This window comes from Methyloferula stellata AR4 (assembly GCF_000385335.1).
GTDB lineage: Bacteria > Pseudomonadota > Alphaproteobacteria > Rhizobiales > Beijerinckiaceae > Methyloferula > Methyloferula stellata.
On sequence record NZ_ARWA01000001.1, the window covers coordinates 730034 to 755000 of the forward strand.

General features: G+C 58.7%; 24 protein-coding genes, 2 tRNA genes and 2 rRNA genes (1 of these 28 only partly in view). 15 read left to right on the forward strand and 13 right to left on the reverse strand.

Annotated features, from left to right (window positions below; all coding sequences use genetic code 11):
• Positions 1 to 140: 140 nt before the first annotated feature.
• On the forward strand, positions 141 to 407 hold the full coding sequence (locus A3OQ_RS0103660) for a hypothetical protein (protein WP_152428309.1): 267 nt from the start codon (positions 141 to 143) through the stop codon (positions 405 to 407).
• Between the two features lie 87 nt (positions 408 to 494).
• On the opposite strand, the gene A3OQ_RS0103665 is transcribed toward A3OQ_RS0103660, so the two are convergent.
• Positions 495 to 1430, reverse strand: a complete 936-nt coding sequence (locus A3OQ_RS0103665; RefSeq protein WP_083931651.1) for an alpha/beta hydrolase — start codon at positions 1428 to 1430, stop codon at positions 495 to 497.
• A gap of 93 nt (positions 1431 to 1523) precedes the next feature.
• On the reverse strand, positions 1524 to 1811 hold the full coding sequence (locus A3OQ_RS0103670; RefSeq protein ID WP_020174007.1) for a DUF4282 domain-containing protein: 288 nt from the start codon (positions 1809 to 1811) through the stop codon (positions 1524 to 1526).
• Positions 1812 to 2211: 400 nt separating this feature from the next.
• Between A3OQ_RS0103670 and A3OQ_RS0103675 the strand changes: the two genes are divergently transcribed.
• The gene (locus tag A3OQ_RS0103675) at positions 2212 to 3054 is read left to right on the forward strand and encodes a DUF4339 domain-containing protein (RefSeq protein WP_020174008.1); all 843 of its coding nucleotides are present in this window, start codon (positions 2212 to 2214) and stop codon (positions 3052 to 3054) included.
• 98 nt (positions 3055 to 3152) lie between these two features.
• Complete coding sequence (locus A3OQ_RS0103680) at positions 3153 to 5054, forward strand: DUF4236 domain-containing protein (RefSeq protein ID WP_083931473.1); 1902 nt, start codon at positions 3153 to 3155, stop codon at positions 5052 to 5054.
• Between the two features lie 2 nt (positions 5055 to 5056).
• Here the strand turns inward: A3OQ_RS0103680 and A3OQ_RS0103685 are convergent, their stop codons facing one another.
• Together A3OQ_RS0103685 and A3OQ_RS0103690 are read right to left on the reverse strand one after the other, a co-directional pair.
• Positions 5057 to 5596 carry an adenine phosphoribosyltransferase gene (locus tag A3OQ_RS0103685; RefSeq protein ID WP_020174010.1) on the reverse strand — a complete coding sequence of 180 codons (540 nt, stop codon included), beginning with the start codon at positions 5594 to 5596 and terminating at the stop codon, positions 5057 to 5059.
• Positions 5593 to 6465 carry an S-methyl-5'-thioadenosine phosphorylase gene (locus A3OQ_RS0103690; RefSeq protein ID WP_020174011.1) on the reverse strand — a complete coding sequence of 291 codons (873 nt, stop codon included), beginning with the start codon at positions 6463 to 6465 and terminating at the stop codon, positions 5593 to 5595. Before A3OQ_RS0103690 ends, A3OQ_RS0103685 begins: the two co-directional genes overlap by 4 nt.
• A 190-nt stretch (positions 6466 to 6655) precedes the next feature.
• Between A3OQ_RS0103690 and msrP the strand changes: the two genes are divergently transcribed.
• Positions 6656 to 7642 (forward strand): protein-methionine-sulfoxide reductase catalytic subunit MsrP, encoded by a 987-nt coding sequence (gene msrP / locus A3OQ_RS0103700; protein WP_020174013.1) that lies wholly within the window; start codon positions 6656 to 6658, stop codon positions 7640 to 7642.
• A 150-nt stretch (positions 7643 to 7792) separates the two neighbouring features.
• Here the strand turns inward: msrP and A3OQ_RS0103705 are convergent, their stop codons facing one another.
• Complete coding sequence (locus A3OQ_RS0103705; RefSeq protein ID WP_020174014.1) at positions 7793 to 8263, reverse strand: hypothetical protein; 471 nt, start codon at positions 8261 to 8263, stop codon at positions 7793 to 7795.
• A 48-nt stretch (positions 8264 to 8311) separates the two neighbouring features.
• The gene (gene trxB / locus A3OQ_RS0103710; RefSeq protein ID WP_020174015.1) at positions 8312 to 9298 is read right to left on the reverse strand and encodes a thioredoxin-disulfide reductase; all 987 of its coding nucleotides are present in this window, start codon (positions 9296 to 9298) and stop codon (positions 8312 to 8314) included.
• A 277-nt stretch (positions 9299 to 9575) separates the two neighbouring features.
• Between trxB and A3OQ_RS0103715 the strand changes: the two genes are divergently transcribed.
• Positions 9576 to 10706, forward strand: a complete 1131-nt coding sequence (locus A3OQ_RS0103715; RefSeq protein WP_020174016.1) for a linear amide C-N hydrolase — start codon at positions 9576 to 9578, stop codon at positions 10704 to 10706.
• A 62-nt stretch (positions 10707 to 10768) separates the two neighbouring features.
• On the opposite strand, the gene A3OQ_RS0103720 is transcribed toward A3OQ_RS0103715, so the two are convergent.
• Positions 10769 to 11251: a MarR family winged helix-turn-helix transcriptional regulator gene (locus A3OQ_RS0103720; protein WP_244427086.1), complete on the reverse strand. Its 483-nt coding sequence runs from the start codon at positions 11249 to 11251 to the stop codon at positions 10769 to 10771.
• Positions 11252 to 11332: 81 nt separating this feature from the next.
• On the opposite strand from A3OQ_RS0103720, the gene A3OQ_RS0103725 reads away from it, so the two are divergent.
• The gene (locus A3OQ_RS0103725) at positions 11333 to 11707 is read left to right on the forward strand and encodes a nuclear transport factor 2 family protein (RefSeq protein WP_020174018.1); all 375 of its coding nucleotides are present in this window, start codon (positions 11333 to 11335) and stop codon (positions 11705 to 11707) included.
• Between the two features lie 149 nt (positions 11708 to 11856).
• Positions 11857 to 12531, forward strand: coding sequence for a hypothetical protein (locus A3OQ_RS0103730; protein WP_020174020.1), 675 nt, complete (start codon positions 11857 to 11859; stop codon positions 12529 to 12531).
• 6 nt (positions 12532 to 12537) lie between these two features.
• On the opposite strand, the gene A3OQ_RS0103735 is transcribed toward A3OQ_RS0103730, so the two are convergent.
• On the reverse strand, positions 12538 to 13053 hold the full coding sequence (locus tag A3OQ_RS0103735; protein ID WP_020174021.1) for a DUF992 domain-containing protein: 516 nt from the start codon (positions 13051 to 13053) through the stop codon (positions 12538 to 12540).
• 248 nt (positions 13054 to 13301) lie between these two features.
• Here A3OQ_RS0103735 and A3OQ_RS0103740 point away from each other — a divergent pair, with 248 nt between their 5' ends.
• Positions 13302 to 13694 (forward strand): GtrA family protein, encoded by a 393-nt coding sequence (locus tag A3OQ_RS0103740; protein WP_020174022.1) that lies wholly within the window; start codon positions 13302 to 13304, stop codon positions 13692 to 13694.
• Between the two features lie 159 nt (positions 13695 to 13853).
• Here A3OQ_RS0103740 and hemF read toward each other — a convergent pair whose 3' ends face one another.
• The 3 genes from hemF to A3OQ_RS0103755 all read right to left on the reverse strand — a co-directional run bounded on the left by hemF (position 13854) and on the right by A3OQ_RS0103755 (position 16107).
• Positions 13854 to 14765 carry an oxygen-dependent coproporphyrinogen oxidase gene (gene hemF, locus A3OQ_RS0103745; protein ID WP_020174023.1) on the reverse strand — a complete coding sequence of 304 codons (912 nt, stop codon included), beginning with the start codon at positions 14763 to 14765 and terminating at the stop codon, positions 13854 to 13856.
• Positions 14766 to 14899: 134 nt separating this feature from the next.
• The gene (locus tag A3OQ_RS0103750) at positions 14900 to 15487 is read right to left on the reverse strand and encodes a hypothetical protein (protein ID WP_020174024.1); all 588 of its coding nucleotides are present in this window, start codon (positions 15485 to 15487) and stop codon (positions 14900 to 14902) included.
• Positions 15488 to 15627: 140 nt separating this feature from the next.
• Positions 15628 to 16107: a tRNA (cytidine(34)-2'-O)-methyltransferase gene (locus A3OQ_RS0103755; RefSeq protein WP_040579861.1), complete on the reverse strand. Its 480-nt coding sequence runs from the start codon at positions 16105 to 16107 to the stop codon at positions 15628 to 15630.
• A 226-nt stretch (positions 16108 to 16333) separates the two neighbouring features.
• Here A3OQ_RS0103755 and petA point away from each other — a divergent pair, with 226 nt between their 5' ends.
• The 3 genes from petA to A3OQ_RS21260 are packed head-to-tail and all read left to right on the forward strand — an operon-like array spanning position 16334 to position 19060.
• Positions 16334 to 16837, forward strand: a complete 504-nt coding sequence (gene petA, locus A3OQ_RS0103760) for a ubiquinol-cytochrome c reductase iron-sulfur subunit (protein WP_020174026.1) — start codon at positions 16334 to 16336, stop codon at positions 16835 to 16837.
• Positions 16838 to 16887: 50 nt separating this feature from the next.
• Positions 16888 to 18156, forward strand: a complete 1269-nt coding sequence (locus A3OQ_RS0103765) for a cytochrome b (protein WP_020174027.1) — start codon at positions 16888 to 16890, stop codon at positions 18154 to 18156.
• Position 18157: 1 nt separating this feature from the next.
• Entirely contained in the window at positions 18158 to 19060 is a 903-nt protein-coding gene (locus tag A3OQ_RS21260; RefSeq protein WP_020174028.1) for a cytochrome c1, read from the forward strand.
• A 116-nt stretch (positions 19061 to 19176) separates the two neighbouring features.
• Here A3OQ_RS21260 and A3OQ_RS0103775 read toward each other — a convergent pair whose 3' ends face one another.
• The gene (locus A3OQ_RS0103775) at positions 19177 to 20484 is read right to left on the reverse strand and encodes a DUF2254 domain-containing protein (protein ID WP_020174029.1); all 1308 of its coding nucleotides are present in this window, start codon (positions 20482 to 20484) and stop codon (positions 19177 to 19179) included.
• 114 nt (positions 20485 to 20598) lie between these two features.
• Entirely contained in the window at positions 20599 to 21585 is a 987-nt protein-coding gene (locus A3OQ_RS0103785; RefSeq protein WP_020174031.1) for a mitochondrial fission ELM1 family protein, read from the reverse strand.
• 618 nt (positions 21586 to 22203) lie between these two features.
• Here A3OQ_RS0103785 and A3OQ_RS0103795 point away from each other — a divergent pair.
• From A3OQ_RS0103795 to A3OQ_RS0103810, 4 genes are all read left to right on the forward strand, one after another.
• Positions 22204 to 23690, forward strand: a 16S ribosomal RNA gene (locus A3OQ_RS0103795).
• A gap of 204 nt (positions 23691 to 23894) precedes the next feature.
• Positions 23895 to 23971, forward strand: a tRNA-Ile gene (locus A3OQ_RS0103800).
• 70 nt (positions 23972 to 24041) lie between these two features.
• Positions 24042 to 24117, forward strand: a tRNA-Ala gene (locus A3OQ_RS0103805).
• A 313-nt stretch (positions 24118 to 24430) separates the two neighbouring features.
• A 23S ribosomal RNA gene (locus tag A3OQ_RS0103810) occupies positions 24431 to 24967 on the forward strand (it continues 2326 nt past the right edge of the window).
• Together the 16S and 23S rRNA genes with 2 tRNA genes alongside form the textbook arrangement of a ribosomal RNA operon.

The following is a 24967-nucleotide window of genomic DNA, read 5'->3' on the forward strand; positions in this document are numbered from 1 at the left end:
GCCATGGCACCTTCATGACGCTTCGAAAAAATGATGTGGATTCGAATGAGCCGGTGGTGTAACTCAACCCGCTGAGGCGGGCCGGCCCCTTGGGGCGGGTCCGGAAGATCAGCAAAGCTTTGACATTATAGGAGAAAATGATGGCTAAGAGCGCAGAAGAGGGCGCCCGCTATATTCTGACGATTTTTCAGCGGCATAACACCCGTAAGAACGGCACCGTGCTGATGAACAACCTCACCCTGCCTTTCGCTCAGGACGGCTGGACCATGGCCGATCTCGAGGCCGGTCTGCCATACGGCGTCGAAAAGGGCTGGTATACGATCGGTAAGGACTCGAAATTCGTGACGCTCACCGAAGCCGGCACGGTCGAAGCACCGGTTGGTTACGTCGCTTGGGGCCGCGAATAACGCCACCCGGCGTCCATCCAGCCTTTCCGACATGAAAGCCAACAGGGCCCGTTCTTCCGAACGGCGCCCTGTGCTTTTGCGCCACAGTCATCCCGGCTGCGGCGCCCGGAATGGATCGGCCTTTCCCCAGGTGATGAAGAGCTCCGGCCACGCGTGAACCTCTGTTCCCGGCCGCCCCAAGCCCCATCCATGCCCGCCCGATTGGAAGACATGCAGTTCGGCCGCGACTTTTGCGGCGCGAAGCGCAGCAAACATCATCAGACTATTGTCCAATGGCGAGATTGGATCGTCCGCGGCTTGGGCGAGGAAGGTCGGCGGCGTTTGCGCATCCACATGGCGCTCGACCGAATAAGCGATGCTGTCTGCTTCACTTGGATGCGAGCCTAAAATCTCGCGGCGCGAATGGGTATGGTCGAAGGGCGGCATCATCGTCAGCACCGGATAGATCAGCGCGGCAAAATCCGGCCGGGCTGAAACGCTGTCGGTGGAATCGACCGGCGCATAGAGCGATTTTGCCGGTTGCACGGCCGTCATACCGGCAAGATGGCCTCCGGCGGAAAAGCCGATGATGCCGATACGCGCCGGATCGATGCCGAAGTCTGTCGCGCGACCGCGCACGATCCGCATGGCGCGCTGCCCATCCTGAAACGGCGCGGCCGCTGGCCAGCCATCTTCCGGGAGCCGGTAGATGAGTTCGAACGCCGTAATGCCTAAAGACTGCAGCCACTGGCACGTCGGCGTGCTTTCATTGCCCGCCTCTATATGCGCGTAACCGCCGCCTGCGATCACGACGGCGGCTGTGCCGTCCGGATGTGCCGGGCGATAGACGATGAGACGCGGCCGGGACACATTCGTGAGCGATCCTTTGGAGCTGACGGTTTCCCTGCCTGAAGGGCCCATGTTGCCGGGCGGTGCATCGGGCCAAAGCGCGATGGTTTCCGGCTGTGTCTCTGCGCCGGCTTTGCCCGACGCGGCGAGCACGGCTGCCATGCCGAGCAGGGATCGGCGATCAATATGGGGCATGATGGGCGTCTCAAAAACGCTGAGTGATTCCGGCAGCATGAGCCTGTCGAATCGCTTGAAAGCCTTGCGATCGATCGCGCGCAAGTCCCGGGCTTAGCGCCCTTCCGCCCGCGCGCGGATCGCGGCGAGATGTTCGTTGTTCTGAAACAGGACCATGATGATCTCGGTCACGATTCGCGCCGCGACAATGCCGACGGCCATTGCGATCAATGTCTCGCAGAGCATAAGAACACCCGCGAAAAAGGAATAAAAGAGAATCGTCAGCGCCGCGAAAATTCCGGAAAGGCCGAAGACGCAGATCAGTGCGATCTGAAGGAAATAGAAAAGGCGGATGATCGACGGCGTGAGATAGCGGTCGAAATTCAGAAAATCCTGAAGCATGTTGTTCCCCACATGACGGCTTCTATTTCTTTGCCTTGGCGCCGAAAATACCGTTTCGCCGGATTTTGTCACGGGCGATTGACCGGTTGACGACGCGCAAATGCCGGGCATGCCGCCCGAAGTCGCGGAACTTCCGTTTATGTTTATGTTTTGATGAATGATTTCTTCAAAGATAAGACGGGTTTTGAATTCTTCTATCTTTCAACGTCTCAAAAATTCGACATGCGACATGCCGGTGATAGGTTCGGTGCCACAGCCGCCTGTAAAAGAGCATTATTAAGGCGAGGCGGGGGAGAATCCGAAAAAGCAATTGCTAGGTTCTGTCCTTGGCCTGTAGCATTCCCCTTAAGCGGGATATGGCGAAGAGGTTCGCCAATTTCGCGCATTTCGGGGGGACGGCATGTCGGAGCGAGCTTGGTTCTTTGCCTCCGCGGGCAAGCAGGAGGGCCCTTTTCCGGAGCCCCAATTTCGCGACCTAATCGCGACCGGGCGTGTCACGCCGGATACGCTCGTGTGGAGCGACGGCATGTCCGGCTGGGAAAAGGCGAGTGACGTTCCCGGCCTCATATATGGTGGCGCGGGACAGCCGCCGGCCCTGACGGCCGGCGGTCCGGTCGAAGCCGATTTCGGCGTCTGGTCGCTGTTCGGCTGGACCCTTCTCGTGCTGGTCGGCACTTTGTTGGTCATCCCGGCGCCATGGGTCATGACAGGGTTCTACCGGTGGGCCGTTGCGCATGTGCGCGTGCCGCAAAGGCCGAACCTCGCGTTCACGGGGCAGCCCGGCGACATCTGGTGGGTTTTCATTCTCATCGCGCTCGGCAGCTACGCCGGGCTCGCGCATCATTACTGGTACCTGCCCTATCTTTTCCTGCCGATACAGGTGTTTTTGAGCTGGCTCGTGATCCGATGGGTGATCAGTCATTTCAGCTCTGAGGGACAGCCTCTTCCTTTGAGTTTCACAGGCAGCTTTTGGGCCTATATCGGCTGGTATATTTTCCTCTATGTGTCGTTCATCACGATCATCGGCTGGGCCTGGGTGGCTACAGCCTTCATGCGCTGGATGTGCCGGAACATCGCCGGCACGCACCGCGAGGTTTTCTTCAACGCCAGCGGATGGCAGGTGCTGTGGCGGACATGGGTCTACGTCCTGACCTGCATTTTCATCATACCCATCCCATGGATGACGCGTTGGCTCGCGCGTTGGTACGTGTCGCAATTCTCGGTCGGTGCGCCGACGACGTAAGCTAATCCAGCTCTTCTCCAAAGCCTTCGTTCCGCAAACTTTTGCTTGCAGAAATGGTGCGTGACTACCAGTATCCTAATTAGGATCGGGGTAGCCAGATGGGATTCCGTTTTCGTCGTTCGGTTAAAATACTACCGGGCGTAAGAATAAATCTCAGCAAGAGCAGCGCATCGGTGTCGCTGGGTGGGCGAGGCTTCCACTACACAATCGGGCCGAAGGGGACGCGAGTCACAGCCGGGATTCCGGGAACGGGCCTGTCTTGGACTGAATATAGTCCGTACGTACAGAAGCACCCCGAAGTCCCGGATATCTTACCACCGCCACTTCCCGATCCACCTCTACTACAGCATCACGAATCGCTTCAGATCATTCAAAATGCTTCTGCGGATCAAATAAACGCCCTCTCTACCAGCGAACTAGCGCCCATTTTAGATCGTGCAAATCGTCGTATCCGACTTGCACCGACAGTATTGGTCTTCTGCCTCTTGCTGTTTGTTGCGGCTTTGAGTCAGACCAATCGGGCGTGGGTTAATTTAACAGCCCTTTACGCAGCGATCTTCGTTCCGATTGCAATTGCGGTAGACCGTTATCGCCGTTCTGTGAAAGTGACTCTCGACCCGGAAGGCGTGATTGCTCGCACCTCCGACGCTCTATCCGCAGCTTTCACCGAGCTTATGCAATGCAAGGTTACATGGATCGTGCACGCTGAAGGGCGAACAACTGATTGGAAGCGAAATGCCGGAGCAACAAGTCTTGCTGGGCGTAAACAAATATTGCTGCATTTCGGGAAACCAACTTGTATTCGGGGAAGAAAAAAGTTCCCTGCCTTTCAGATAGGTTCTGATCAGCTTTATCTTTTGCCCGACGCAGCATTAGCTGTTGTTAGAGGTAAGGTTGCGTCTGTCAGTTATCGCGAATTGGAATTCTCCAGCCACGTCGTCCAATTTATTGAGGAAGGAAGAGTGCCCTCAGATGCGACAATCGTTGAGCACACTTGGCGCTACGTAAACAAGTCAGGTGGTCCAGACCGCCGCTTCATCAATAACAGACAGCTGCCTGTCTGCCTTTACGGCGAAGTGGCGTTTCATTCTGCTGGAGGATTGAATTGCAAAGTCCAGGTATCGAAATCATCAGCGATCGATTCCCTTTACAAGGTGATCGAAGCGCTAAGACAAACATCGGCCAAGATACCTAAATCGGTCACATACATAAAAACAGCGAAACGCTGGCCGACTATAGCATTTATCCTTGTTTTTGCAGTTTTAACGTCGTTTCAAATTGCCTTTCTTAAAGACGATGCTCTCAGGGGTTTCGCGGGCCTCAATTCGCACGGGGCATCCGATAGAAGGCAAACCGCGACCGGACCGATCATTCAGCCTGATGTCGAAGCGTCTCCAGAAATTGGCGGCAAGAACTACGTAGCTGCGGAGCCACAAAACGCGCCACTCGACTTGAAACAGCCTCCCGCACCCTCCGATTCTGGGCCGCCGGCCACGACTGACGCGCAGAATTCGGATCACCTTCTCAACTTGGAGGACCCGCAGAATGTCGTTTGGGCGCAATCGCGCCTCAGAGAGCTAGGGTTCTTGCGCGGCCGTACAAAGGGTTGGGATTCCGTTTCACGGTTGGCTCTTCGCGATTTTAAAACGACAAACAACCTCGCTGCCGATGACAAGTGGGATTTGAAAGCGCAAGAACTACTCGCGTCTGGTCCCGCGTTTGGGATGGAGCAAACATTTATCGGTTCATGGTCGGAAAGCGCCTGTAGAACCGATGCCAAGCCCGATATTTTCATCACCTCTCGCCGTGCCGTCTCATCCGCCGGAGGCATTTGTGAGTTTTTCAATATCCGACGGTCGCCGTATGGTTGGAGTGTTGAAACCGCGTGTTCGAATGCTGGAGAGAGATGGAAAGCGAACATCCATTTAGCGGTTAGTGGAGAAACGCTGATTTGGACTGGAAGAGACGGACGCTTAACTCAATATCACAGATGCCAATGAAGCTAGTGGCCTGAGAATTCGATGAGCGTGCGCACCGGCACGCCAAGCGCTTCGATCTTCTTGGCGCCGCCGAGTTCCGGCAGATCGATAACGAAACAGGCCGCGATCACGTCAGCGCCGATCTTCTGCAGGAGCTTCACCGCGCCTTCCGCCGTGCCGCCGGTCGCGATCAGATCGTCGACGAGGATCACTTTCTCGCCGGGAAGAACGGCATCGACATGCATCTCCATTTCGTCGATGCCATATTCGAGCGAATAGCCGATCGTCACTTTCTTGTAGGGCAATTTGCCTTTCTTTCGGATCGGCACGAAGCCGATCGAGAGCTGATGCGCGATGGCGCCGCCCAGAATAAAACCGCGCGCCTCCATCCCCGCCACTTTGTCGACCTTGGTACCGGCCCAAGGCTGCACCAATTCATCGATCGCGCGGCGAAAGGCTCTTGCATCGCCGAGCAAGGTCGTGATGTCGCGAAACATGATGCCGGGCTTGGGATAATCCGGAATGGTGCGGATCGAGGCCTTGAGATCGAAAGGTTCGTTCATGAATTCACTCGTTTCATGATGGCATCGAGTTTCTGCAAAAGCGCCGGATCGCGCGCCTCGGGCGCTGTGAGGAAAGCCGCATCGAGCGCGCGGTCGGAGCCGATCGGACAGGGCTCATGTTCGGCCGGGAAGTCAAGCAGCAGGCGGGCCAGGAGGCGCGCGGCATTGCCGCTATTGGCCTGCACGATCTTGATGACCGAGGCGACGTCGACATTGTCGTGACCCGGATGCCAGCAATCGTAATCGGTGACCATGGCGACCGTCGCATAGGAGATTTCCGCCTCGCGCGCGAGCTTGGCTTCCGGCATGGCGGTCATGCCGATGACGTCATAGCCGGCACCCTTATAGGCGAGCGATTCGGCGAGCGATGAAAATTGCGGGCCTTCCATGCAGACGTAAGTGCCGCCCTCGACGAGGGCGATGGATTCGGCCGCCGCCGCGGCGGCGATCCTCTTGGCCAAAAGCGGCGCGATGGGATGCGCCATCGAAACATGCGCGACGCAGCCATTGCCGAAGAAGGAGGATTGCCGCGCGACCGTGCGGTCGACGAATTGATCGACCAGCACGAAAAGCCCCGGCGCCAGCTCGTTCTTGAACGAGCCGCAGGCCGAGACCGATACGATGTCGGTGACGCCGGCGCGTTTCAAAGCATCGATATTGGCGCGATAATTGATGCCCGACGGCGAGAGTCTATGGCCGCGCCCGTGCCTCGGCAGAAACACGGCCTCCGTTGCGCCGATACGGCCGAAGCGCAAAATATCCGAAGGCTCACCCCAGGGCGTTTCGATCTTCTCTTCCCGCTGATCGGCGAGACCCGGAAGGTCATAGACGCCGGAGCCGCCGATAATGCCGACGAGGGCTTTGGTCATGGGTTTATCCGTCCAACGCAAGCAGAGCCGCAGCGGCGTTGCTTAGACCATTTTTGCGATGATGGGCAGCGGCTTGCGGATTTTTTACGTTACGCCCGCAATGGATCTCTGCCCCAACGCTTTCGGTGGCATGAAACAAAACCGGATCTTGGGCGAATTGATATAAAATGATCTCCGAGGAGAGCTGCCAATGTTCATTCGCCATAAAAAGGGCTGGGAAATCCCCGAGCGGGAGGCAACACCCGAATCCCTCTTTCTGAACCGCCGGGCTCTGGTCAAAAGCGCGGTTGCCGCGGGCGCGTTGCTCGCCAGCGGCGGTTTGGCGGAGGCGGGCTTCTTTTCGTCGGATGCGCCCGCGCCGGCCATGCCCGATCCTTCGCTCGGGCTCTATCCCGCCAAGCGCAACGAGATGTTCACGCTCGACCGCGAGATCACGCCCGAAGCGGTGAATACGCATTACAATAATTTCTACGAATTCGGCATGACCAAGAATATCGCCGACGCCGCCGAGGCGTTGAAGATCCGGCCTTGGACGGTAAAGCTCGACGGCTTGATCGAAAAGCCGGGCATGATCGCGATCGACGATCTCTTGAAGGCTATGCCGCTCGAAGAAAGGCTCTACCGGCACCGCTGCGTCGAGGCCTGGTCCATGGCGGTGCCCTGGACGGGATTCCCGCTGAAAGCGCTTATCGATTACGCCAAGCCGCAATCGGGCGCCAAATATGTGCGGATGGAGACTTTCCTCGATTCCAAAATGGCGCCGGGGCAAAGGCAGTTCTGGTACCCCTGGCCCTATGTCGAGGGGCTGACCATGGCGGAAGCGACGAACGATCTCGCCTTCCTCGTGACGGGCGCCTATGGCAAGCCTCTGCCGAAAAGCATGGGCGCGCCTTTGCGGCTCGCGACACCGTGGAAATACGGGTTCAAATCGGTGAAATCGATCACCAAGATTTCATTCGTCGCCGAGCGGCCCAAGACCTTCTGGGAGCAATTGGGCCCGTCGGAATATGGGTTCTGGGCCAACGTCAATCCGGCCGTGCCGCATCCGCGCTGGAGCCAGGCGAGCGAGGAAGTGCTCGGCACGGGGCAACGCCGTCCGACGATGCTCTATAACGGCTATGGGGATTACGTTGCTTCGCTCTACACCGGCCTCGAAAAAGAGCCGCTGTTTATGTGAGAAAGAGGCGTCTTCCGAAACCCTCATCCTGAGGAGCGCTTCGCGCAGCGGAGCGCGTCTCGAAGGACGAGGGTTTCAACACATGCGATAACCGCCGTCGCCCTTCGAGACGGTGGCTTCGCCACCTCCTCAGGGTGAGGGCTTTTTCGGTTACTTGGCTTCGGCCGTTCTAAACGCGGCCAACCCCGCTTCCGTCAGTTTATAAAAACCCGGCATGGGCGCATTCGCCATCCAGCCACTGCCGACGATCTTGTCCAAGGCCGGTTTGAGATCGCCGTCGCGGAAGCGTTTCAACTGCAGGCTTTCTTGCAGCGGCGCCCAGAGAAACGATTTGCCGACCTTGATGCCGCGCGCGCCGATCTCGTTCATGATCGCTTTGATCGTGTCGTCCTCGGACGGCGGCGCGCCGAAGAATTTCACATATCCGGCTTTGGTCATTTTGTAGGAGCCCGCGGTGGCGTCTTCGATCACGCCCTCGTCGCCCATTTGTTTCAAGGCGGCGACGAGTTCGTCCTGATGCGGATACCTTATCTGCAAAGACGCGAAGGAAAATGTTTCGCCTTCCCGAAAGCCCCTGGCATTGATGAAATGATTGATTGCCTCTACCGCCGTCGCCGCCATTCTGCCCACCCGCCATTCAAGACTTGATCGATTGCCTGCGCGTTTGGGCTATTCCGCCGCCGAACGCAAATGCTCGGCATGCGCCAAGAACTTCTCAGCTTCGAGTGCCGCCATGCAGCCCATGCCGGCGGCCGTTACCGCTTGGCGGTAGATCTCGTCCGCCACGTCGCCCGCCGCGAAGACGCCGGGCACATTGGTCGCCGTCGAATCCGGCGCCGTCTTGATATAGCCATTGGGCTTGATCTCGAGCTGGCCCTTGAAGAGGTCGGAGGCGGGCGCGTGGCCGATGGCGATGAAGACGCCGTCGGCTGGAATATCCCGCGAAGCGCCGGTCTTGACGTTCTTCACCCGCGCATGGGTGACGCCTGCCGGTGCAGGCGCGCCGCAGATCTCGTCGATGACGGTATCATAGACGACTTCGACATTGGCCGAGCGGACAAGACGCTCCTGCAAGATGCGCTCGGCGCGGAATTCCGGGCCGCGATGCACGATCGTGACCTTGCTCGCGAGATTGCTCAGATAAAGCGCCTCCTCGACCGCCGTATTGCCGCCGCCGACTACGACCACGGGCTTGCCGCGGTAGAAGAAGCCGTCGCAGGTCGCGCAGGCCGAGACGCCATAGCCCTTGAACGCGGCCTCCGACGGGATGCCGAGCCATTTGGCCTTGGCGCCCGTGGCGATGACGAGCGTGTCGCATGTATAGATCGTGCCGCTATCGCCTTCGAGGCGGAACGGCCGGGTTTTAAGATCGACCGAGACGATATGGTCGGTCATCATCTTCGTGCCGACATGCACGGCCTGAAGCCGCATCTGCTCCATGAGCCAGGGGCCTTGGATCGCTTCGGCGAAGCCCGGATAATTTTCGACATCGGTGGTGATCATCAATTGGCCGCCGGGCTCGAAGCCGGAAATCAAGATCGGCTCGAGAAGTGCGCGGGCGGCATAGATCGCCGTCGTATAGCCGGCCGGCCCCGATCCCACGATGATCAATTTGGCATGGGTTCTTCCGACGTCGGGGGCAGCGATTGTGGACATGAAAGCCTCGTTTCGGGCGCCGCCCGGGTGTTTTGAACGGCGCGATGGGTGTTATTTAAATGGTGGTTTACCGGATGAAAACGAAGAGCGGAGACCGGTAGAAACGCCTATGACATTCTACGCAATTTATTTGCCGCGCCGTCCCAGGGCAACAAGCAAGGCTTCCGCTTGGTCCCGCGCCATCCGGCATATCCGATTTAAATTCCTATGATTATTTTAATTTTCGCGCGGCCTCATTCCGCGGGGCGCTAGGCCCTTTGTTGAGCGAGGCTGAACGATGCAACCGACATTGCCGGTTTTCAAAGGATTTTGGCGCCGCGCCGCGCTGGCCTGTGTGGCAAGCACCGCGATATGTTCCGTGGCTTTCGCGCCTTTCGCGCAGGCCTGCACCAGCTTTTTGCTGCGCACCTCCGACGGCGGGGCCGTCTATGGCCGCACCATGGAATTCGGCTTTCTGATCGACTCGCAGGCGATCGTGGTGCCTCGGCGGTTTGCCTTACGGGGCAGCGGACCCGACGGTAAGCCGGGGCTTGCCTGGAACGCCAAATATGGCGCGGTCGGCCTCAACGCCTATGGACTGCCTGTATTCACCGACGGCATGAACGAAAAGGGTCTCGCCGGCGGCATTTTGCTGTTTCCCGGTTACGCCGGCTATGCCGATCCGGCGATGGCCGACGCGGGCAAGTCGCTTGCCCCCTGGGAGTTCCTCACCTGGGCGCTGACCAGTTTTGCGACCGTGCAAGAGGTGAAAGCCGCGCTATCGGGCATTACGATCATCAACCTGCCGCAGTCGAATCTGGGCGCAACGCCGCCCGTCCACTATGCGCTGCACGATGCGAGCGGGGCTTCGATCGTGATCGAGCCGGTTGCCGGCGTGTTGAAGGTCTATGACAATCCCACCGGGGTTTTGACCAATGCGCCGACCTTCGATTGGCAGATCACCAATCTCAGGAATTACGTGAAAATTTCGCCCGAGAACGCGCCGCCCCTGAAGCTCGACGGGATGACCATCGCGCCTTTGGGCGAGGGCTCGGGCCTTCTCGGCGTGCCTGGCGATCCGACGCCGCCATCGCGCTTCGTCAGAGCTTTGGCCTATGTCGTGACGGCGAAGAAAATGCCGACGGGCGACGAAAGCGTCAGATTGGCCGAGCATATTCTCAATAATTTCGACATTCCGTCGGGCTTCATCCAAAGCGGCCGCAGCGTCAGTACGAAAACCCCGCTGGAATTCACCCAATGGTCGTCGATCGCCGATCTGTCGCGCAAACGCTATTACGTCAAAACCTATGAGGATCAGGTTTTGCGCGGCATCGATCTGATGAACATGGATCTGGATGCGAAAACCATCCAGACGGCGGTACTGAAACCCGACATGCCGGTGCCGATGCTGGAGTTTTCGAAGCCGTAGTCGTTTGCCTAGGGTCTGGACTCAATCAGCCTGACAGCGAGCGACGGTCCGGTTGTTCTGAATCAGGCGGGAACGCACGGCGCCGCCTCGACGCTCGCGACCCGATCGAGATTTGCGATCAGTCGCGTGAGCAGGACAACAAGCTGCGCGGCCTCCTGGTCCGTGAAGCCGCTCAACGCCTCGCAGTTACCCCGGAGCAAGGCTGCAACCGCGCTTGGCAGACGCGCTTCTGCGGCTTGCGTCATCGAAACGTGGCTGCTGCGTCCATCGGCCGGGTCAGGCGTGCGTTGGATGAGTCCGTCTCGCTCCATGCGGGCGAGCATTTGCGCCATCGGCGGCTGCTCGATCTTGGCGAAGCGGGCTAGATCACGCTGCGTGCTTGCTCGGCCGTCCCGAAGCGCGACCAGTACTGGCAGATGACCGACGCCGAAGCCCAAGGGCTTCAGGCGCGCTTCGCTCAGGCGAGCGAAGCCGCGCGCCGCGAGACTGATCAGGTGCCCTGGTGTCGAGAGCACGTCCTTGTTCGTCAAATTTCTCGCTTGCACTGTTCGACCCCCTGATACATACGTGCATATATATTGCTTCTATTCCCTGACGCAAACACAGGTACACCCGAGGAGAGCACGATGGATGGCGATGTCGAAATCCTGAAACGCATCTACGACCGCTTCAACTTGCGGGATATCGATGGCGTGCTGGTCGTGCTTGCCGATGATGTCGCTTGGGCCAACGGCATGGATGGGGGTCACGTTCACGGTCGCGAGGCCGTGCGCGAGTACTGGACCCGGCAGTGGACCATGGTCAGTCCGCACGTCGAACCTGTGGGCTTCCACAGGGCTGCTGACGACGCAATCGTCGCAGAGGTTCGGCAGTCCGTCCACGATCTCGAAGGCAAGCCGCTTCGTGGCCAGACGCACGGGCTGAAGGACAAGACGGTTGAACACGTCTTCCGCTTTCGAGACGGCAAGGTGACTAGCTTCGACATCCAGGATGCCACCTAAGCAGCTGGTTGGACTGCCTAGTACCAAAAGGCAATGACGGCAGCCGCTGCGGATAACATGCACGAAGCCCTCGTGTTTCGAGACGCGCCCATGGCCCTTTTCGCAAATTGCTGGAATAAAATGGCTTTGGATTGTATCAATCCAAACGCATGAACGCAGTCGAGACCCCTTCAGCGCTTGCCGGCGAGATCGCCGAGAGCTTCTGTGCGAGCCTTGCGCAAGCGGAAGGTCTTGCCGCGCCCTTTCCCTATTTCCGCGCCACGCATCTCTTTCCAGCGCAAGTCGCCGAGGCCTTGGCGGCTTTGCCGCTCGAGGCGCCGTCTCCGGCGTCCGGCCGGCGCGAATGGGTCAAGGAACGGCTTTACGTCGATCAGGTCTGGCGCGCGCAGAGCAGTTTGCTCCATGCCGTGGCCTTGGCGCTGCAATCTCAACAAGTCGCAAGCGCGCTTCACGCGCTTTGCGGCGCGCCGCTCGATGGCACTTATCTGCGGCTTGAATATGCGATCGATGCCGATGGATTCTGGCTGGAACCGCATACCGATCTGGGCGTGAAGAAATTCACCGGATTGATCGCGCTTTCCGGCAGCGATGCGGAAGATCAGGATCTCGGCACCGATCTTTACACATCGGCGGCGGAGCCCTTCGGCCGGGCTCCGTTCGTGCCCAATGCCGGAACGCTCTTCGTGCCGGGTACCGAGACTTGGCACGGATTTGCGCCGCGGCCGATCAAGGGGCTGCGCAAATCCGTGATTTTGAACTATGTCGGCGCGGATTGGCAGAGCCGCGAGCAGCTCGCCTTTCCGGATCGGCCGATCGCGCTCTAAAAGCTCTTAATGACGGGGGCCTGGCGGCGGGGGTGGCGGCGGCACGACCGGCGTCAGGGTCAGCGTGGTGACGCCCGCCGTGATGTCGACGCCGGTCTGGGTCGAGACGGAGAGCGGTTGGAGGCTGATCGTATTGCCATTGCCGCCGACGAGCGAATTGGCGTCGAGACCTGCAACGATGGTTACGCCCGCCGACGCGCCGGAAAAGGTGCCGGCCAAGGGGAATGGGTCGGTCGTCGGGGCGGCTATGAGGACGCCCCAAGACAATTTGCCGGGGCCGGTCACGCCGAGGTCGACGCCCACGGTCGTGATGGAGCCCGTATAATATTCGATACCGCCATTCGTCGGGTGATAAATGCAGGATAATGCCCGGCCCGAGGTGACGACTGCACCGACGCTGGGGCTGACATTGCATTCAAGCATGCCCGCGGGGGCGGGCGCTTGCGCCGACGCCGGCAGGGTGGCGCCGATACCGGCGAGGATCGCCGCTGTGAAAAGGGCGCGATGGGTCAAATCGGACAAACATTCCTCCCGTGAAAAGGCCGCCTTAAATAAGCGCCCGCGTAAGCTTTGTGATCGCAATTAAGACCTTCCAATGGCAAAGCTGCCATCATTTTGTGCCAAGAATGTTAATGCCGGTGGTGATGCCGATAATAATGCACCGGTCCGGGGGCAGAGGTGCCGGCGCCAATGTCAACGAGTGGCCGCAAATGCGACCATCGGACGGCGCATTGTGCCACGGGCTCCATTTAAGGCATAGCTTGCGGCCGATGATTCCTTTGCTTCGCCAATTCTCCAGCTTCTTTTGGATCGGCCTCGTCGTTGTCGGCGTGCATTACGGCGTGCTGGTCTTTCTCGTCGAAATAGCCCATGTCGCCGTCCTGCCCGCGACGCTCACCGGCTATACAGCGGGAGGCTTGGTCTCCTATCTGCTCAACCGGCATCACACGTTCAAAACCGGCCGGCCGCATGAGGAGGCTGGCTGGCGCTTCGTTGTCGTAGCGGGCATCGGGTTTGGGCTGACGTCGGTCTTCATGTGGCTTTTCTACGCGAGGATGCATCTGCCCTATCTGCTGGCGCAGCTCGTCACGACGTGCTGCGTCATGGTCTGGAGCTTCGCCGCGCATAAATTCTGGACGTTCCGCTTCGTGCCGCCCGCCTAATGCCGAAAAGTTCAAGACTTTTTGTTCTAACACGGGCGTCATGCGTGGACTTGATCCCCGCATCCAGCCGCACCTCTTTCCCTTGCCGCCTGGATGGCCGGGTCAATCCCCGGATCAAGTCCGGGGATTGACCATGGCGCAATCGAGAGGTTGTTCCTTTTACGGGAATTTCACCACCGGCGGCATTGAGGACAGGATGGAATCGACATTGCCGCCCGTCTTCAGCCCGAAGATCGTGCCGCGATCGTAGAGCAGATTGAATTCCACATAGCGGCCGCGCCGCACCAATTGCTCGTCGCGGTCGGCCTCTGTCCAGGGCGTCTTGAAATTGCGCCGGACGATCTCCGGATAGATGGCCAAAAAGGCTTCGCCGACATCGCGGGTGAAGGCGAATGTCTCCTCGAATGTCTTGGGAGAATCCGCCGGACAATCGAAATAGTCGTAGAAGATGCCGCCGATGCCGCGCGGTTCGTTGCGGTGCTTCAAGAAGAAATAGTCGTCGCACCATTGTTTGAGCTTCACATAATCGGCGACGTTTGGATGATTCCGGCAAGGCGTTTCCATCGCGGCGTGGAAATCCTTCGCATCCTGATCGTCCTGTACCCGGCGCCGGTCGAGTACCGGCGTGAGATCGGCGCCGCCGCCGAACCAGCCTTTGCTCGTCACAACAAAGCGCGTGTTCATATGCACCGTCGGCACATGCGGGTTGACGGGATGGACGATCAGGGAAATGCCCGAAGCCCAGAAGCGCGGATCCTTGTCGGCGCCGGGGATTTGAGCTGCGAATTCCGGCGGGAACGTCCCGTAGACCGTCGAGGTATGGACGCCAGCCTTTTCAAAGACGCGGCCCTTCAAAATCGCCATTCGGCCGCCGCCGCCATCGCCGCCCGCGTGATCGGTGCGCTGCCAGGATTTGATTTCAAATCGGCCCGGCGCCGCGTCGGGACTTGCAAAAGGGCCGGGCGCCGAAGTTTCGAGCTCTTCCAGCGCCGCCGTGATCCTGGCTTGCAGGGCTTCAAACCAGGGGCGGGTCTTGTCTTTATAAGCGTCGAGGCCGTTCACCTCAGCCATTGATCTCAACCTTCGAGCAGAAATTCACGCCAATCGCGGGCGTCCGTGGGCCAGTTAAGCGCGCGTGCCAGCCGATGAATTGCGATGGATCAACCGCCGCCGCGACCTAATGTCAACGGGCGTGTGTTTCAGGTTTATTTCAGGGCGACATGCTGATTGAAAGCGCCGCTGAGGATTTTGACGAGCGCGGTTTTGACGTTGCGGCCCGTATCGGTGAGATCCATGACATAGCAATTATGCGGATAGCCGATGTCGGACGCTTTGCCGCTGGTTTCCTCATCGACCTTGGCCTGGCCCTTGATCCTGGCCTTCAACTCGGGGTCGTCGGCGATGGTGGTCAGACCCTTCGCCTGCAATTGATAGTCGAGCATGAGCATGCGGCGCATGTCGACGGTCGGGCGCTGGTAATCGCAGAGGGCACTGAGTTCGCCGACATTCATCAGCCGTTCGAATTCATCGGGTTCGAGGCCGTTGACGGCCTCGAGCACTTTAGCCTTTTCGGCGGCGTTCACGTCGAAGGGCGTGAGGCGGGATGAAACATTTCCTTGATCGAAGGCGATCTTCACGCCTTCGACCTCGATCGCCGTCACGGAAGTGGCCTTCTGGAGCAGCGCCTGGCTTACCGTCAGAAGCGTCGGAAAATTCCATGCAAGGAGCCCGAGCCCGATGAGACAGAGCCCGGTCAGCATCAATTCCTTGAATGATTTGAGTGCGTTCGACATGGGACCCTCCCCTTAGAGCGGGATGAGGAAAAGTGTGTAGCGGTTCTCCTCCCGCATCCCGCTCTAATCATCGTGATCTAATGGAAAGAGGGTCGCAGAAAGCCGCGCGTCCGGCGGTGCGTGTCCGCACAGGGGACGTCTCAACCGCCGGCGATCTGCCGCAAAGCCTCTCCCGCGACCATGGCCGCGGCGACGGCGACGTTCAGCGAACGCAAGGGTGGCTTCAAGGGGATAAGCACGCTTGCATCGGCGGCCGAATGGACGTCCTCGGGCACGCCGGCGGATTCGCGTCCGACTAGCAGGATATCGCCGGGTGCATAAGCAAAGCCCGTGTAAGCCACTGAAGCTTTGGTCGAAAGCAGGATAAGGCGGCGGCCTTGATCCTTTCGCCAATCCTCGAATGCCAGCCAGGACACATGTCGCTTTATCGCTACATGGTCGAGATAATCCATGCCGGCCCGGCGAAAATGCTTGTCGGTCACCGGAAATCCCGCCGGTTCGATGATCGCGGCGTCAATGCCGAGGCAAGCGCACATCCGAAGCATCGTCCCGCAATTTTGCGGAATGTCCGGCTGGTACAGTGCAAGAGTCAGCGAAGTTTGAGACGGCGGCGCCGTCATTGGGGCTTCATGTACGGAAATTCCCGGCCGGAAAGGATAAGATGACATTTCTGATGGAATGGCCAAAGAGACCTCCTCCGGAGCTGTCAAGCCCGAAGCGGGTTCCTGCGCCATTCGAGAGAGTGGCGAAGCGTCGCATTGTCCGGGGGTGAGGGCTTGCTACTAGTCGCCGCGACAACGTCGCACTTGCTCCTATTCAAAGGCATGATTCGTGGCCACTGAAACGATGGTCGAACCGACCCGCCGGGATTTCCTCTTCATAGCGACCGGCGCTGCTGGTGCCGTCGCGGTCGGTGCAATCGTTTGGCCTTTGATCGATCAGATGAATCCGGACGCCTCGACCCTTGCGGCGGCGAATACGGAAGTCGATCTTTCCAATATCGCCGAAGGCCAGATCGTGACCGTCAAATGGCGCGGCAAGCCGGTTTTCGTTCGCCACCGTACCCAAAAGGAAATCGACGCGGCCCGCGCGGTTCCGATGAGCGAGCTGCGCGACCCCGCGACCGACGAGTCGCGCGCGCAAAAGCCGGAATGGCTGGTCGTCATCGGCATTTGCACGCATTTGGGCTGCGTGCCGCTTGGCCATCAAGGTCAGTATGACGGCTGGTTCTGCCCTTGCCACGGGTCGGTCTATGATACGGCGGCGCGCATCCGCCAGGGGCCTGCGCCCTATAACCTTGCCCTGCCGCCGTACAAATTCCTCAGCGATAGCAAAGTCAGCATTGGGTAGTTGCGCGGCCCCGCGCGCATCATCCTTGAGAATGGAATAGAGAAGGCCCCATGAGCGGACAGTCGACCTATATCCCGAAAAGCGATCTCGCCCGATGGTTTGAGAGCCGCTTGCCGCTCATCGGTCTCATCCATTCCTCCTTCATCGTTTTCCCGAATCCGCGAAACCTCAATTATTGGTGGACCTTCGGCGGCATTCTGGCCTTCATGCTGATGGCGCAGATCGTCACCGGCGTCGTTCTGGTGATGCATTATACGCCCGAGACGACGATGGCCTTCGATTCCGTCGAGCACATCATGCGCGACGTGAACTACGGCTGGCTGCTGCGCTATGCGCATGCCAACGGCGCGTCGATGTTCTTCATCGCCGTCTATATTCATATGTTCCGCGGCTTCTACTACGGCTCCTACAAGGCGCCGCGCGAAGTGCTTTGGCTGCTCGGCGTCGTCATCTATCTGTTGATGATGGCGACCGGCTTCATGGGCTACGTGCTGCCCTGGGGCCAGATGAGCTTTTGGGGCGCGACCGTCATCACGAGCCTCTTCTCGGCCATTCCGGTCGTCGGCAATTCGATCACGACCTGGCTCTGGGGCGGCTACTCGGTCGATAATGCGACGCTCAACCGCTTCTTCTCGCTGCATTATCTTCTGCCCTTCATGATCCTGGGCGTGGTCATCCTGCACATTTGGGCCTTGCATGTGGCTGGGCCGGGCAATCCCGTCGGCGTCGAAAAGAAGTCGCCGAAGGATACGTTGGCCTTCCATCCTTATTTCACGGTGAAGGATGGTTTCGCGCTCGTCTGCTTCCTGATCTTCTATGCCTGGTTTGTCTTCTACATCCCGAATTTCCTCGGCGATGCGGATAATTACATCGAAGCCAATCCGCTGCAGACGCCGGTCCATATCGTGCCGGAATGGTACTACCTGCCCTTCTACGCGATCCTGCGCTCGATTCCCTCGAAGCTCGGCGGCGTCATTGCGATGTTCGGCGCGATCATGCTCTTCGCCTTCCTGCCCTGGCTCGACCGTTCGCCGGTCCGCTCGGGGAACTACCGCCCGATCTTCAAAATCTTCTTCTGGATCTTCGTCGCCGTCACTCTGGCGCTGGGCTACATCGGTTCGCAGCCGCCGGAAGGAAACATGGTCCTCTACGGCCAGCTTCTGACGGCCTATTACTTCATCTTCTTCCTCGTGATCCTGCCGCTGATCGGGCTTTTCGAGACACCTTTGCCGCTGCCCGCTTCGATCGCGGAATCGGTGCTCAGTCCGGTCAAGCCTGCGACTACGCCGGCTGCTGCAACCTCTTCGGCGGAGCACTGACATGCGCCGCATCCTGAAAGACAAGACGATGAGTTCGCGCCTTCACGCCGGTCTCGGCGTCGTCGCCTTCGCCACGGCCTTTTTCGCATTCGGTACGGCGGGTTTCTCGCAAGGCGAGAATACCGGCTCGTCCGAAGCGGTTGAAGGCCATCACGCGCCGGAGCGGCAGAGCTGGTCCTTCTGGGGACCTTTCGGCAAATACGATCAGGCGCAATTGCAGCGCGGCTTCAAAATCTACAAGGAAGTCTGCGCGAATTGCCATTCGATCAACGATATCGCCTTCCGCAATCTCGGCGATCCCGGCGGTCCGGAATTTTCCGAGGCCCAGGTGAAGGCGCTTGCCGCCACCTATCAAGTCAAGGACGGCCCGAACGACGCGGGCGAAATGTATGAGCGGCCCGGCCGCCCGTCCGATCATATCCCGGCGCCTTTCCCGAATAAGCAGGCGGCCATCGCCGCGCTCGGCGCCGCGCCGCCGGACATGTCGGTTTTGGCAAAGGCGCGTGCGATCTCGCGCGGCTTTCCCTATTTCATCACCGACGCCTTCATCCAATATCAGGAGGCGGGACCGGATTATATCTATGCCATCCTGACCGGCTATACGAAGGATGACGATCCGAACTGGAATGCGATCTTTCCGGGTCACCATATCGCCATGCCCAAGCCGCTGGCCGATGGTCAGGTGGAATATACCGACGGTACGCCGCAGACCTTGCCGCAATATGCGAAGGACATCTCGGCCTTCCTGATGTGGGCGGCCGAACCCAAGCTCGAAGAGCGCAAGGAAATCGGCTTTCGCGTGTTCATCTTCCTGATCGTCTTCGCGGCTCTGCTCTATTTCGTGAAGAAGCGAATCTGGGCTGGTCTTCACGACGAAGCGGCGGTCGGCCATACGTCGGCTTGATCACAGTCGCCGATCTTTAAACAGCGTTATGGCCGGGCTCGTCCCGGCCATTCGCGTTTTTGAGCGCATTCGTTTCATGCGTTGTCGCGCGGTCGAGACGGCATCCGCCTGCGGCTTTATTCCTGTTCGGCCACGCCCGACATCAGCAGCGACAGGCGCCCTTGCAATCTTTGGAAATCGTCTTCCTGGAGATGTCCCGAGCAGCCGGCAAGCACACGTTTGCCGCGATCGACCAGACGATGCCGGAACGTGGGCTCGCCGACCGTGCTTGCGATGTCGCCCAATGCGCGCATCAGCCTGAGACTAACCGCCGCGTCGGCAACGCCGTAATGGCGGATCTGTTCGAAGGCGAGATCCAGCAGGCCGTCGAAACCGATCCACGGTATCGTGAGGCGCAGGACATGCGGCGGATCGAAAAACTCTTTGGTCGGCGGGCGACGGCCTGCCCAGTGAATCAGAATACAGGTCAATTGATCGACGCAGCTGATCGCCGTTGAGGGATCATTAACGGCGGGGGAGAGCGCTCTGAGCGCGATATCGACGATTTGCACGATGCCGAATTCAACATCCTGCTGCATCGTCCGCGTCGGGCCGATGTCGATCGCTGCTAGAAGCTGGCGCGTCCGGTCCTCCGAGGCGTGGTCGCCGTGCGAAACCCGCAGGAGCGGGACGCCCTCCGGAACGAAATGGCCCACCCGCCGCTCGAGACGAAGACTGATCCGATAGGCGAATGCGAGCGACCGGAGCCGCTGAATGTCGATGAAGCGAATATAGCCGGACTGGCGGCTCACGATTGTGAATTCCGGTTTCTCCGACGCGTCGCCCGGCGAGGCGAGGCTAGACTCCGGCCGCCACGGTTCGGGCATGAGCGCGTCGATGACGAGTTCGGTCTCCCGCCGAATACGATCCACAATGTTGTTGACGCTGATGGCGTTTGAAATGTGATGGATGAAATAGATCAGCCATCCGACGCAAACCGGCGCCAGCAGCATGGCGCCGGTGACGGTTGCGACCGGCACGAAAGCATGTGGCGCTGATCGCGCCGCGGGCAGCGCCGCTATGCAATAGGAAAACGTCCCGAGAAAGATTCCGAGCGTCCATTGGGTGACGCGATCTCTGACGAAACTGACCAGAATTCGAGGCGAAAACTGCGTCGATGCCAGGGTCAGCGTCATCAGCAGGATAGCGAAGACGATCGACACGACGGTCATGATCGACGTGGCAATGTCCGTGAGTATGGCTTGCGCAACCTGCGGATCGGCTTTTGACGGGAACAATATCCCGGGAACCAGGGCGCCGATCGCAGGCACCTCTTCTTCCAGCGACGAAAAAACCGCGCCGGCGACACCGAGCGTCAGGGCGATGACGAAGGGACGAACGAGAAAGCCGCCCCGAAACGCGTAGGACGCCGAGCGGAGAAGCAAAGGCAGACTTTTCGGGGGAAGGGTCACTGGCGTCCGGAAAAGAGATCGTAATCGTGGCCCGGCGCGCGCCGCGAGGCGAAGGTTAGAGCAAGCGCCGGGTCCGCGGCAAGATGCTCAAGCGCCACGCCACGCCAGATAGCGGCGGGCGATTTCCGCGGCGATGACAGGCGTCGCATCGATCGGCGCATAGCTCCAATGTTCGAGCTTTCCGGCCCAGCGCCGGGCCGCGCCCGCCGCGATCAGATGGTCGATAAAGGCCGTCATTTTCGGATGGCCGCCATCCGGCTCGTAAATATGCACGGGCACGCCGGTCGCCGCTGCCTCGGCCATCATGTTCACGCTGTCACCGGTCACGAAGATAGCGTCTGCGAGCGCCAGCATGGCGACGTAAGGGTTGCCGCCCGTCCCATCCCAGATGAAATGCTGGCCGGGCGCGCCGGCAAGCGCGGTCTTGACCGCCGCGAGCGTGGTTGGTGGCGTGCGGCGCGATCCCGTCACCATGACGCTCAAGCCTTGGCTTGCCAAGGATCGCGCGACCGCCGCGAGCTCCCGGTCGTTGGCCTGTGAATAGCGGTGATGTGTGCTGGGTCCTCCGAGAATCATGGCGATGCGGGGTGCGGGCAGCGCCGCAAGCTGTGGATCCGGTGTCTTCCGCGCCGCGGCCAGAAGATCGGAACGGATGCGATGCGCGGGCGTCGCCGTGACGATGACGTTCGGCCCGCGCAATTTGTCATGCTGCGGCACCCAGATGAGATCGGCGGCGCGCACGCCGACATAAGGGTCCTTCATGAAGATGGTGAAGGTGCGCCCGCCCGATAGGTTTTTGAGATAGCGAAGATAAGCGACGGTCCGGCGACCTGCTGCGATCGCAATATCGGGATAGGGCGGTGCGAGCGGACTGTTATGGCGATCCGGCCCGTCGCGCGGATCGATCGGCCCATAAGGCATGAGCCAGGCATAAAGCGGCCGCGGAGCGATGAGCCTGCGTTGCGCCGCCACACCCAAAGTCTCGGCGATGCCAAAGCATTGAGTTTCATCGCCGATCTTGCCGTCGGAGAGAACCCAAACCGTCACCGGCGAAAGAAGCGGTGTGTCGTGCATTGAAACCCTTCACGCCAAATATGTTCGGATCTTAAGAATTGCGGCGAAACGCAGCGATGGCTTTTGGTCTTTCGGGATCACGCGCAAAACCAGCCTCTTGAATTTGAGGTAAGCACCACCATCTGTAGCTTCTCCCCTCTGACAAAACACCATGTTTGGGAACGCGACCTCGCAGCATTGCGCGATCGATTTGAAGCGCTTCGCTTCATGACGTTTTTTCTTCAAATAGCGTGTTGACAGTCTGAGCGGGCTGGACCTATAACCCGGTCATCGGCGGCGCTGCTGGTGAGCAGCTGACGCGAACGCTTCCTCGAGTTCTTCGGGCTCAAAACACTCAGTTGAAAAACTGGGCAGAGGATACTTCGCTCCGCCAACGACTACGCTGTTTGACAATTAAATCGAAAGAAAGAGAAACGTGGACGGCGGAGTCCTTGCGGGACTGGTTTGTAATGAACTGGTCCAAAAGAGATACTCTGGCGGTCACGTTTTCTAAGTTCATCGTGTTTTTCGAGATCGCAAGATCTTTGAAAACAGGTGTGCTTGGGACTCGTCAAAATGCGCTTCGGTTCACGCCGAAGCACGTACAGAGAAGTGACCAGCCGAGACCAAATTCTCATTCAACTTGAGAGTTTGATCCTGGCTCAGAACGAACGCTGGCGGCAGGCCTAACACATGCAAGTCGAACGCTGTAGCAATACAGAGTGGCAGACGGGTGAGTAACACGTGGGAACATGCCCTTCGGTTCGGAATAACTCAGGGAAACTTGAGCTAATACCGGATACGTCCGCGAGGAGAAAGATTTATCGCCGAAGGATTGGCCCGCGTCTGATTAGCTTGTTGGTGAGGTAATGGCTCACCAAGGCGACGATCAGTAGCTGGTCTGAGAGGATGATCAGCCACATTGGGACTGAGACACGGCCCAAACTCCTACGGGAGGCAGCAGTGGGGAATATTGGACAATGGGCGAAAGCCTGATCCAGCCATGCCGCGTGAGTGATGAAGGCCTTAGGGTTGTAAAGCTCTTTTGCCCGGGAAGATAATGACGGTACCGGGAGAATAAGCCCCGGCTAACTTCGTGCCAGCAGCCGCGGTAATACGAAGGGGGCTAGCGTTGTTCGGATTTACTGGGCGTAAAGCGCACGTAGGCGGATTCTTAAGTCAGAGGTGAAATCCCAGGGCTCAACCCTGGAACTGCCTTTGATACTGGGGATCTTGAGTCCGGGAGAGGTGAGTGGAACTGCGAGTGTAGAGGTGAAATTCGTAGATATTCGCAAGAACACCAGTGGCGAAGGCGGCTCACTGGCCCGGTACTGACGCTGAGGTGCGAAAGCGTGGGGAGCAAACAGGATTAGATACCCTGGTAGTCCACGCCGTAAACGATGGATGCTAGCCGTTAGGCAGCTTGCTGCTTAGTGGCGCAGTTAACGCTTTAAGCATCCCGCCTGGGGAGTACGGTCGCAAGATTAAAACTCAAAGGAATTGACGGGGGCCCGCACAAGCGGTGGAGCATGTGGTTTAATTCGAAGCAACGCGCAGAACCTTACCAGCTCTTGACATGTCCCGTGTGGTTTCCAGAGATGGATTCCTTCAGTTCGGCTGGCGGGAACACAGGTGCTGCATGGCTGTCGTCAGCTCGTGTCGTGAGATGTTGGGTTAAGTCCCGCAACGAGCGCAACCCTCGCCCTTAGTTGCCATCATTTAGTTGGGCACTCTAGGGGGACTGCCGGTGATAAGCCGAGAGGAAGGTGGGGATGACGTCAAGTCCTCATGGCCCTTACGGGCTGGGCTACACACGTGCTACAATGGCGGTGACAGTGGGATGCAAAAGGGCGACCTCTAGCAAATCTCAAAAAGCCGTCTCAGTTCGGATTGCACTCTGCAACTCGAGTGCATGAAGGTGGAATCGCTAGTAATCGTAGATCAGAACGCTACGGTGAATACGTTCCCGGGCCTTGTACACACCGCCCGTCACACCATGGGAGTTGGTTCTACCCGAAGGCGTTTTGCTAACCGCAAGGGGGCAGACGACCACGGTAGGGTCAGCGACTGGGGTGAAGTCGTAACAAGGTAGCCGTAGGGGAACCTGCGGCTGGATCACCTCCTTTCTAAGGATGATCCTTCAGATCCAAGGCAACTCGTTGCCGCGGACTATCGGATCTCTTGGAACAAAGGCCTTAATCAAAAGGCCATTTTGCGGGATTTCGCCGCCTTCGTTTCTCTTTCTTTCTGGACGAGCCCGCGCGGTCTTTCGCCGACTTGCCAGCCGGCCTGCGAGGCTTTATGAGCCTTCGCGGTTGAGCAAACGGTTCGGGCTTGTAGCTCAGTTGGTTAGAGCGCGCGCTTGATAAGCGTGAGGTCGGAAGTTCGAGTCTTCCCAGGCCCACCAAATCGGATTTATGAATAGCCTCGATCTCAATCGATCGGCGCTGCTCCAAGATCCGGCCAGTGTCTCTCTCGGGGCCATAGCTCAGTTGGGAGAGCGCGTGCTTTGCAAGCATGAGGTCGTCGGTTCGATCCCGTCTGGCTCCACCAGACTGGCGATTGCCGGCATGACCAATCGATCATCGCGCTGCGACAAGGTTCGTCCAAAATCAAAGTTTCGCTTTCAAGGCTTCGGCCAGAAGGCGGGTTATTGAACATCGTGAAGAGGAAACACATCCGATTGTCTGTTTCGAGGTCAAACTCGTGGCAGCAAGCATCTCAGTCAGTGAACGTAGCTTGACCGCAGCGTTCTCGGATGTGTTTGAAGCAAACTGGTCTTTAATAAATCGGGCCCAGATCGACCATCCTGGTATAGGGCGGCCGATCGCACTGCTGCCGAGCGGTGGGCATCGATAATGAGAGCGATCAAGTGTCTTAAGGGTATTCGGTGAATGCCTTGGCGCTAAGAGGCGATGAAGGACGTGGTACGCTGCGATAAGTCATGGGGAGCTGCGAACAGGCTTTGATCCGTGAATTTCCGAATGGGGAAACCCACCTTCGATACCTAGGATTCCAAGCTCATCAGATCATGAAGCCTACGGGCTTCGACACAAAGGCCATCCGGTGCACAAACTGGATGGCGCGCGTGGATCTTTTGGTTTTGGACTTCTAGGTATCAAAAGAAGGTATTTGTTTCTGAATAAAATAGGAAACAAAGGCGAACCTGGGGAACTGAAACATCTAAGTACCCAGAGGAAAGGACATCAACGAGACTCCGTTAGTAGTGGCGAGCGAACGCGGACCAGGCCAGTGCTTCTGTTGTTTCAACTGGAACCGGATGGAAAACCGGGCCTTAGTGGGTGATAGCCCCGTACGGATTTCGAACAATAGAAGACTTGAGTAGGGCGGGACACGTGCAATCCTGTCTGAACATGGGGAGACCACTCTCCAAGCCTAAGTA

Excerpts from the sequence above, each read along its gene's own strand:
- A3OQ_RS0103660 (WP_152428309.1), top strand. The coding sequence starts at position 141 with ATGGCTAAGAGCGCAGAAGAGGGCGCCCGCTATATTCTGACGATTTTT.
- A3OQ_RS0103665 (WP_083931651.1), bottom strand. The coding sequence starts at position 1,430 with ATGCCCCATATTGATCGCCGATCCCTGCTCGGCATGGCAGCCGTGCTC.
- A3OQ_RS0103670 (WP_020174007.1), bottom strand. The coding sequence starts at position 1,811 with ATGCTTCAGGATTTTCTGAATTTCGACCGCTATCTCACGCCGTCGATC.
- A3OQ_RS0103675 (WP_020174008.1), top strand. The coding sequence starts at position 2,212 with ATGTCGGAGCGAGCTTGGTTCTTTGCCTCCGCGGGCAAGCAGGAGGGC.
- A3OQ_RS0103680 (WP_083931473.1), top strand. The coding sequence starts at position 3,153 with ATGGGATTCCGTTTTCGTCGTTCGGTTAAAATACTACCGGGCGTAAGA.
- A3OQ_RS0103685 (WP_020174010.1), bottom strand. The coding sequence starts at position 5,596 with ATGAACGAACCTTTCGATCTCAAGGCCTCGATCCGCACCATTCCGGAT.
- A3OQ_RS0103690 (WP_020174011.1), bottom strand. The coding sequence starts at position 6,465 with ATGACCAAAGCCCTCGTCGGCATTATCGGCGGCTCCGGCGTCTATGAC.
- msrP (WP_020174013.1), top strand. The coding sequence starts at position 6,656 with ATGTTCATTCGCCATAAAAAGGGCTGGGAAATCCCCGAGCGGGAGGCA.
- A3OQ_RS0103705 (WP_020174014.1), bottom strand. The coding sequence starts at position 8,263 with ATGGCGGCGACGGCGGTAGAGGCAATCAATCATTTCATCAATGCCAGG.
- trxB (WP_020174015.1), bottom strand. The coding sequence starts at position 9,298 with ATGTCCACAATCGCTGCCCCCGACGTCGGAAGAACCCATGCCAAATTG.
- A3OQ_RS0103715 (WP_020174016.1), top strand. The coding sequence starts at position 9,576 with ATGCAACCGACATTGCCGGTTTTCAAAGGATTTTGGCGCCGCGCCGCG.
- A3OQ_RS0103725 (WP_020174018.1), top strand. The coding sequence starts at position 11,333 with ATGGATGGCGATGTCGAAATCCTGAAACGCATCTACGACCGCTTCAAC.
- A3OQ_RS0103730 (WP_020174020.1), top strand. The coding sequence starts at position 11,857 with ATGAACGCAGTCGAGACCCCTTCAGCGCTTGCCGGCGAGATCGCCGAG.
- A3OQ_RS0103740 (WP_020174022.1), top strand. The coding sequence starts at position 13,302 with ATGATTCCTTTGCTTCGCCAATTCTCCAGCTTCTTTTGGATCGGCCTC.
- hemF (WP_020174023.1), bottom strand. The coding sequence starts at position 14,765 with ATGGCTGAGGTGAACGGCCTCGACGCTTATAAAGACAAGACCCGCCCC.
- A3OQ_RS0103750 (WP_020174024.1), bottom strand. The coding sequence starts at position 15,487 with ATGTCGAACGCACTCAAATCATTCAAGGAATTGATGCTGACCGGGCTC.
- A3OQ_RS0103755 (WP_040579861.1), bottom strand. The coding sequence starts at position 16,107 with ATGACGGCGCCGCCGTCTCAAACTTCGCTGACTCTTGCACTGTACCAG.
- petA (WP_020174026.1), top strand. The coding sequence starts at position 16,334 with ATGGTCGAACCGACCCGCCGGGATTTCCTCTTCATAGCGACCGGCGCT.
- A3OQ_RS0103765 (WP_020174027.1), top strand. The coding sequence starts at position 16,888 with ATGAGCGGACAGTCGACCTATATCCCGAAAAGCGATCTCGCCCGATGG.
- A3OQ_RS21260 (WP_020174028.1), top strand. The coding sequence starts at position 18,158 with ATGCGCCGCATCCTGAAAGACAAGACGATGAGTTCGCGCCTTCACGCC.
- A3OQ_RS0103785 (WP_020174031.1), bottom strand. The coding sequence starts at position 21,585 with ATGCACGACACACCGCTTCTTTCGCCGGTGACGGTTTGGGTTCTCTCC.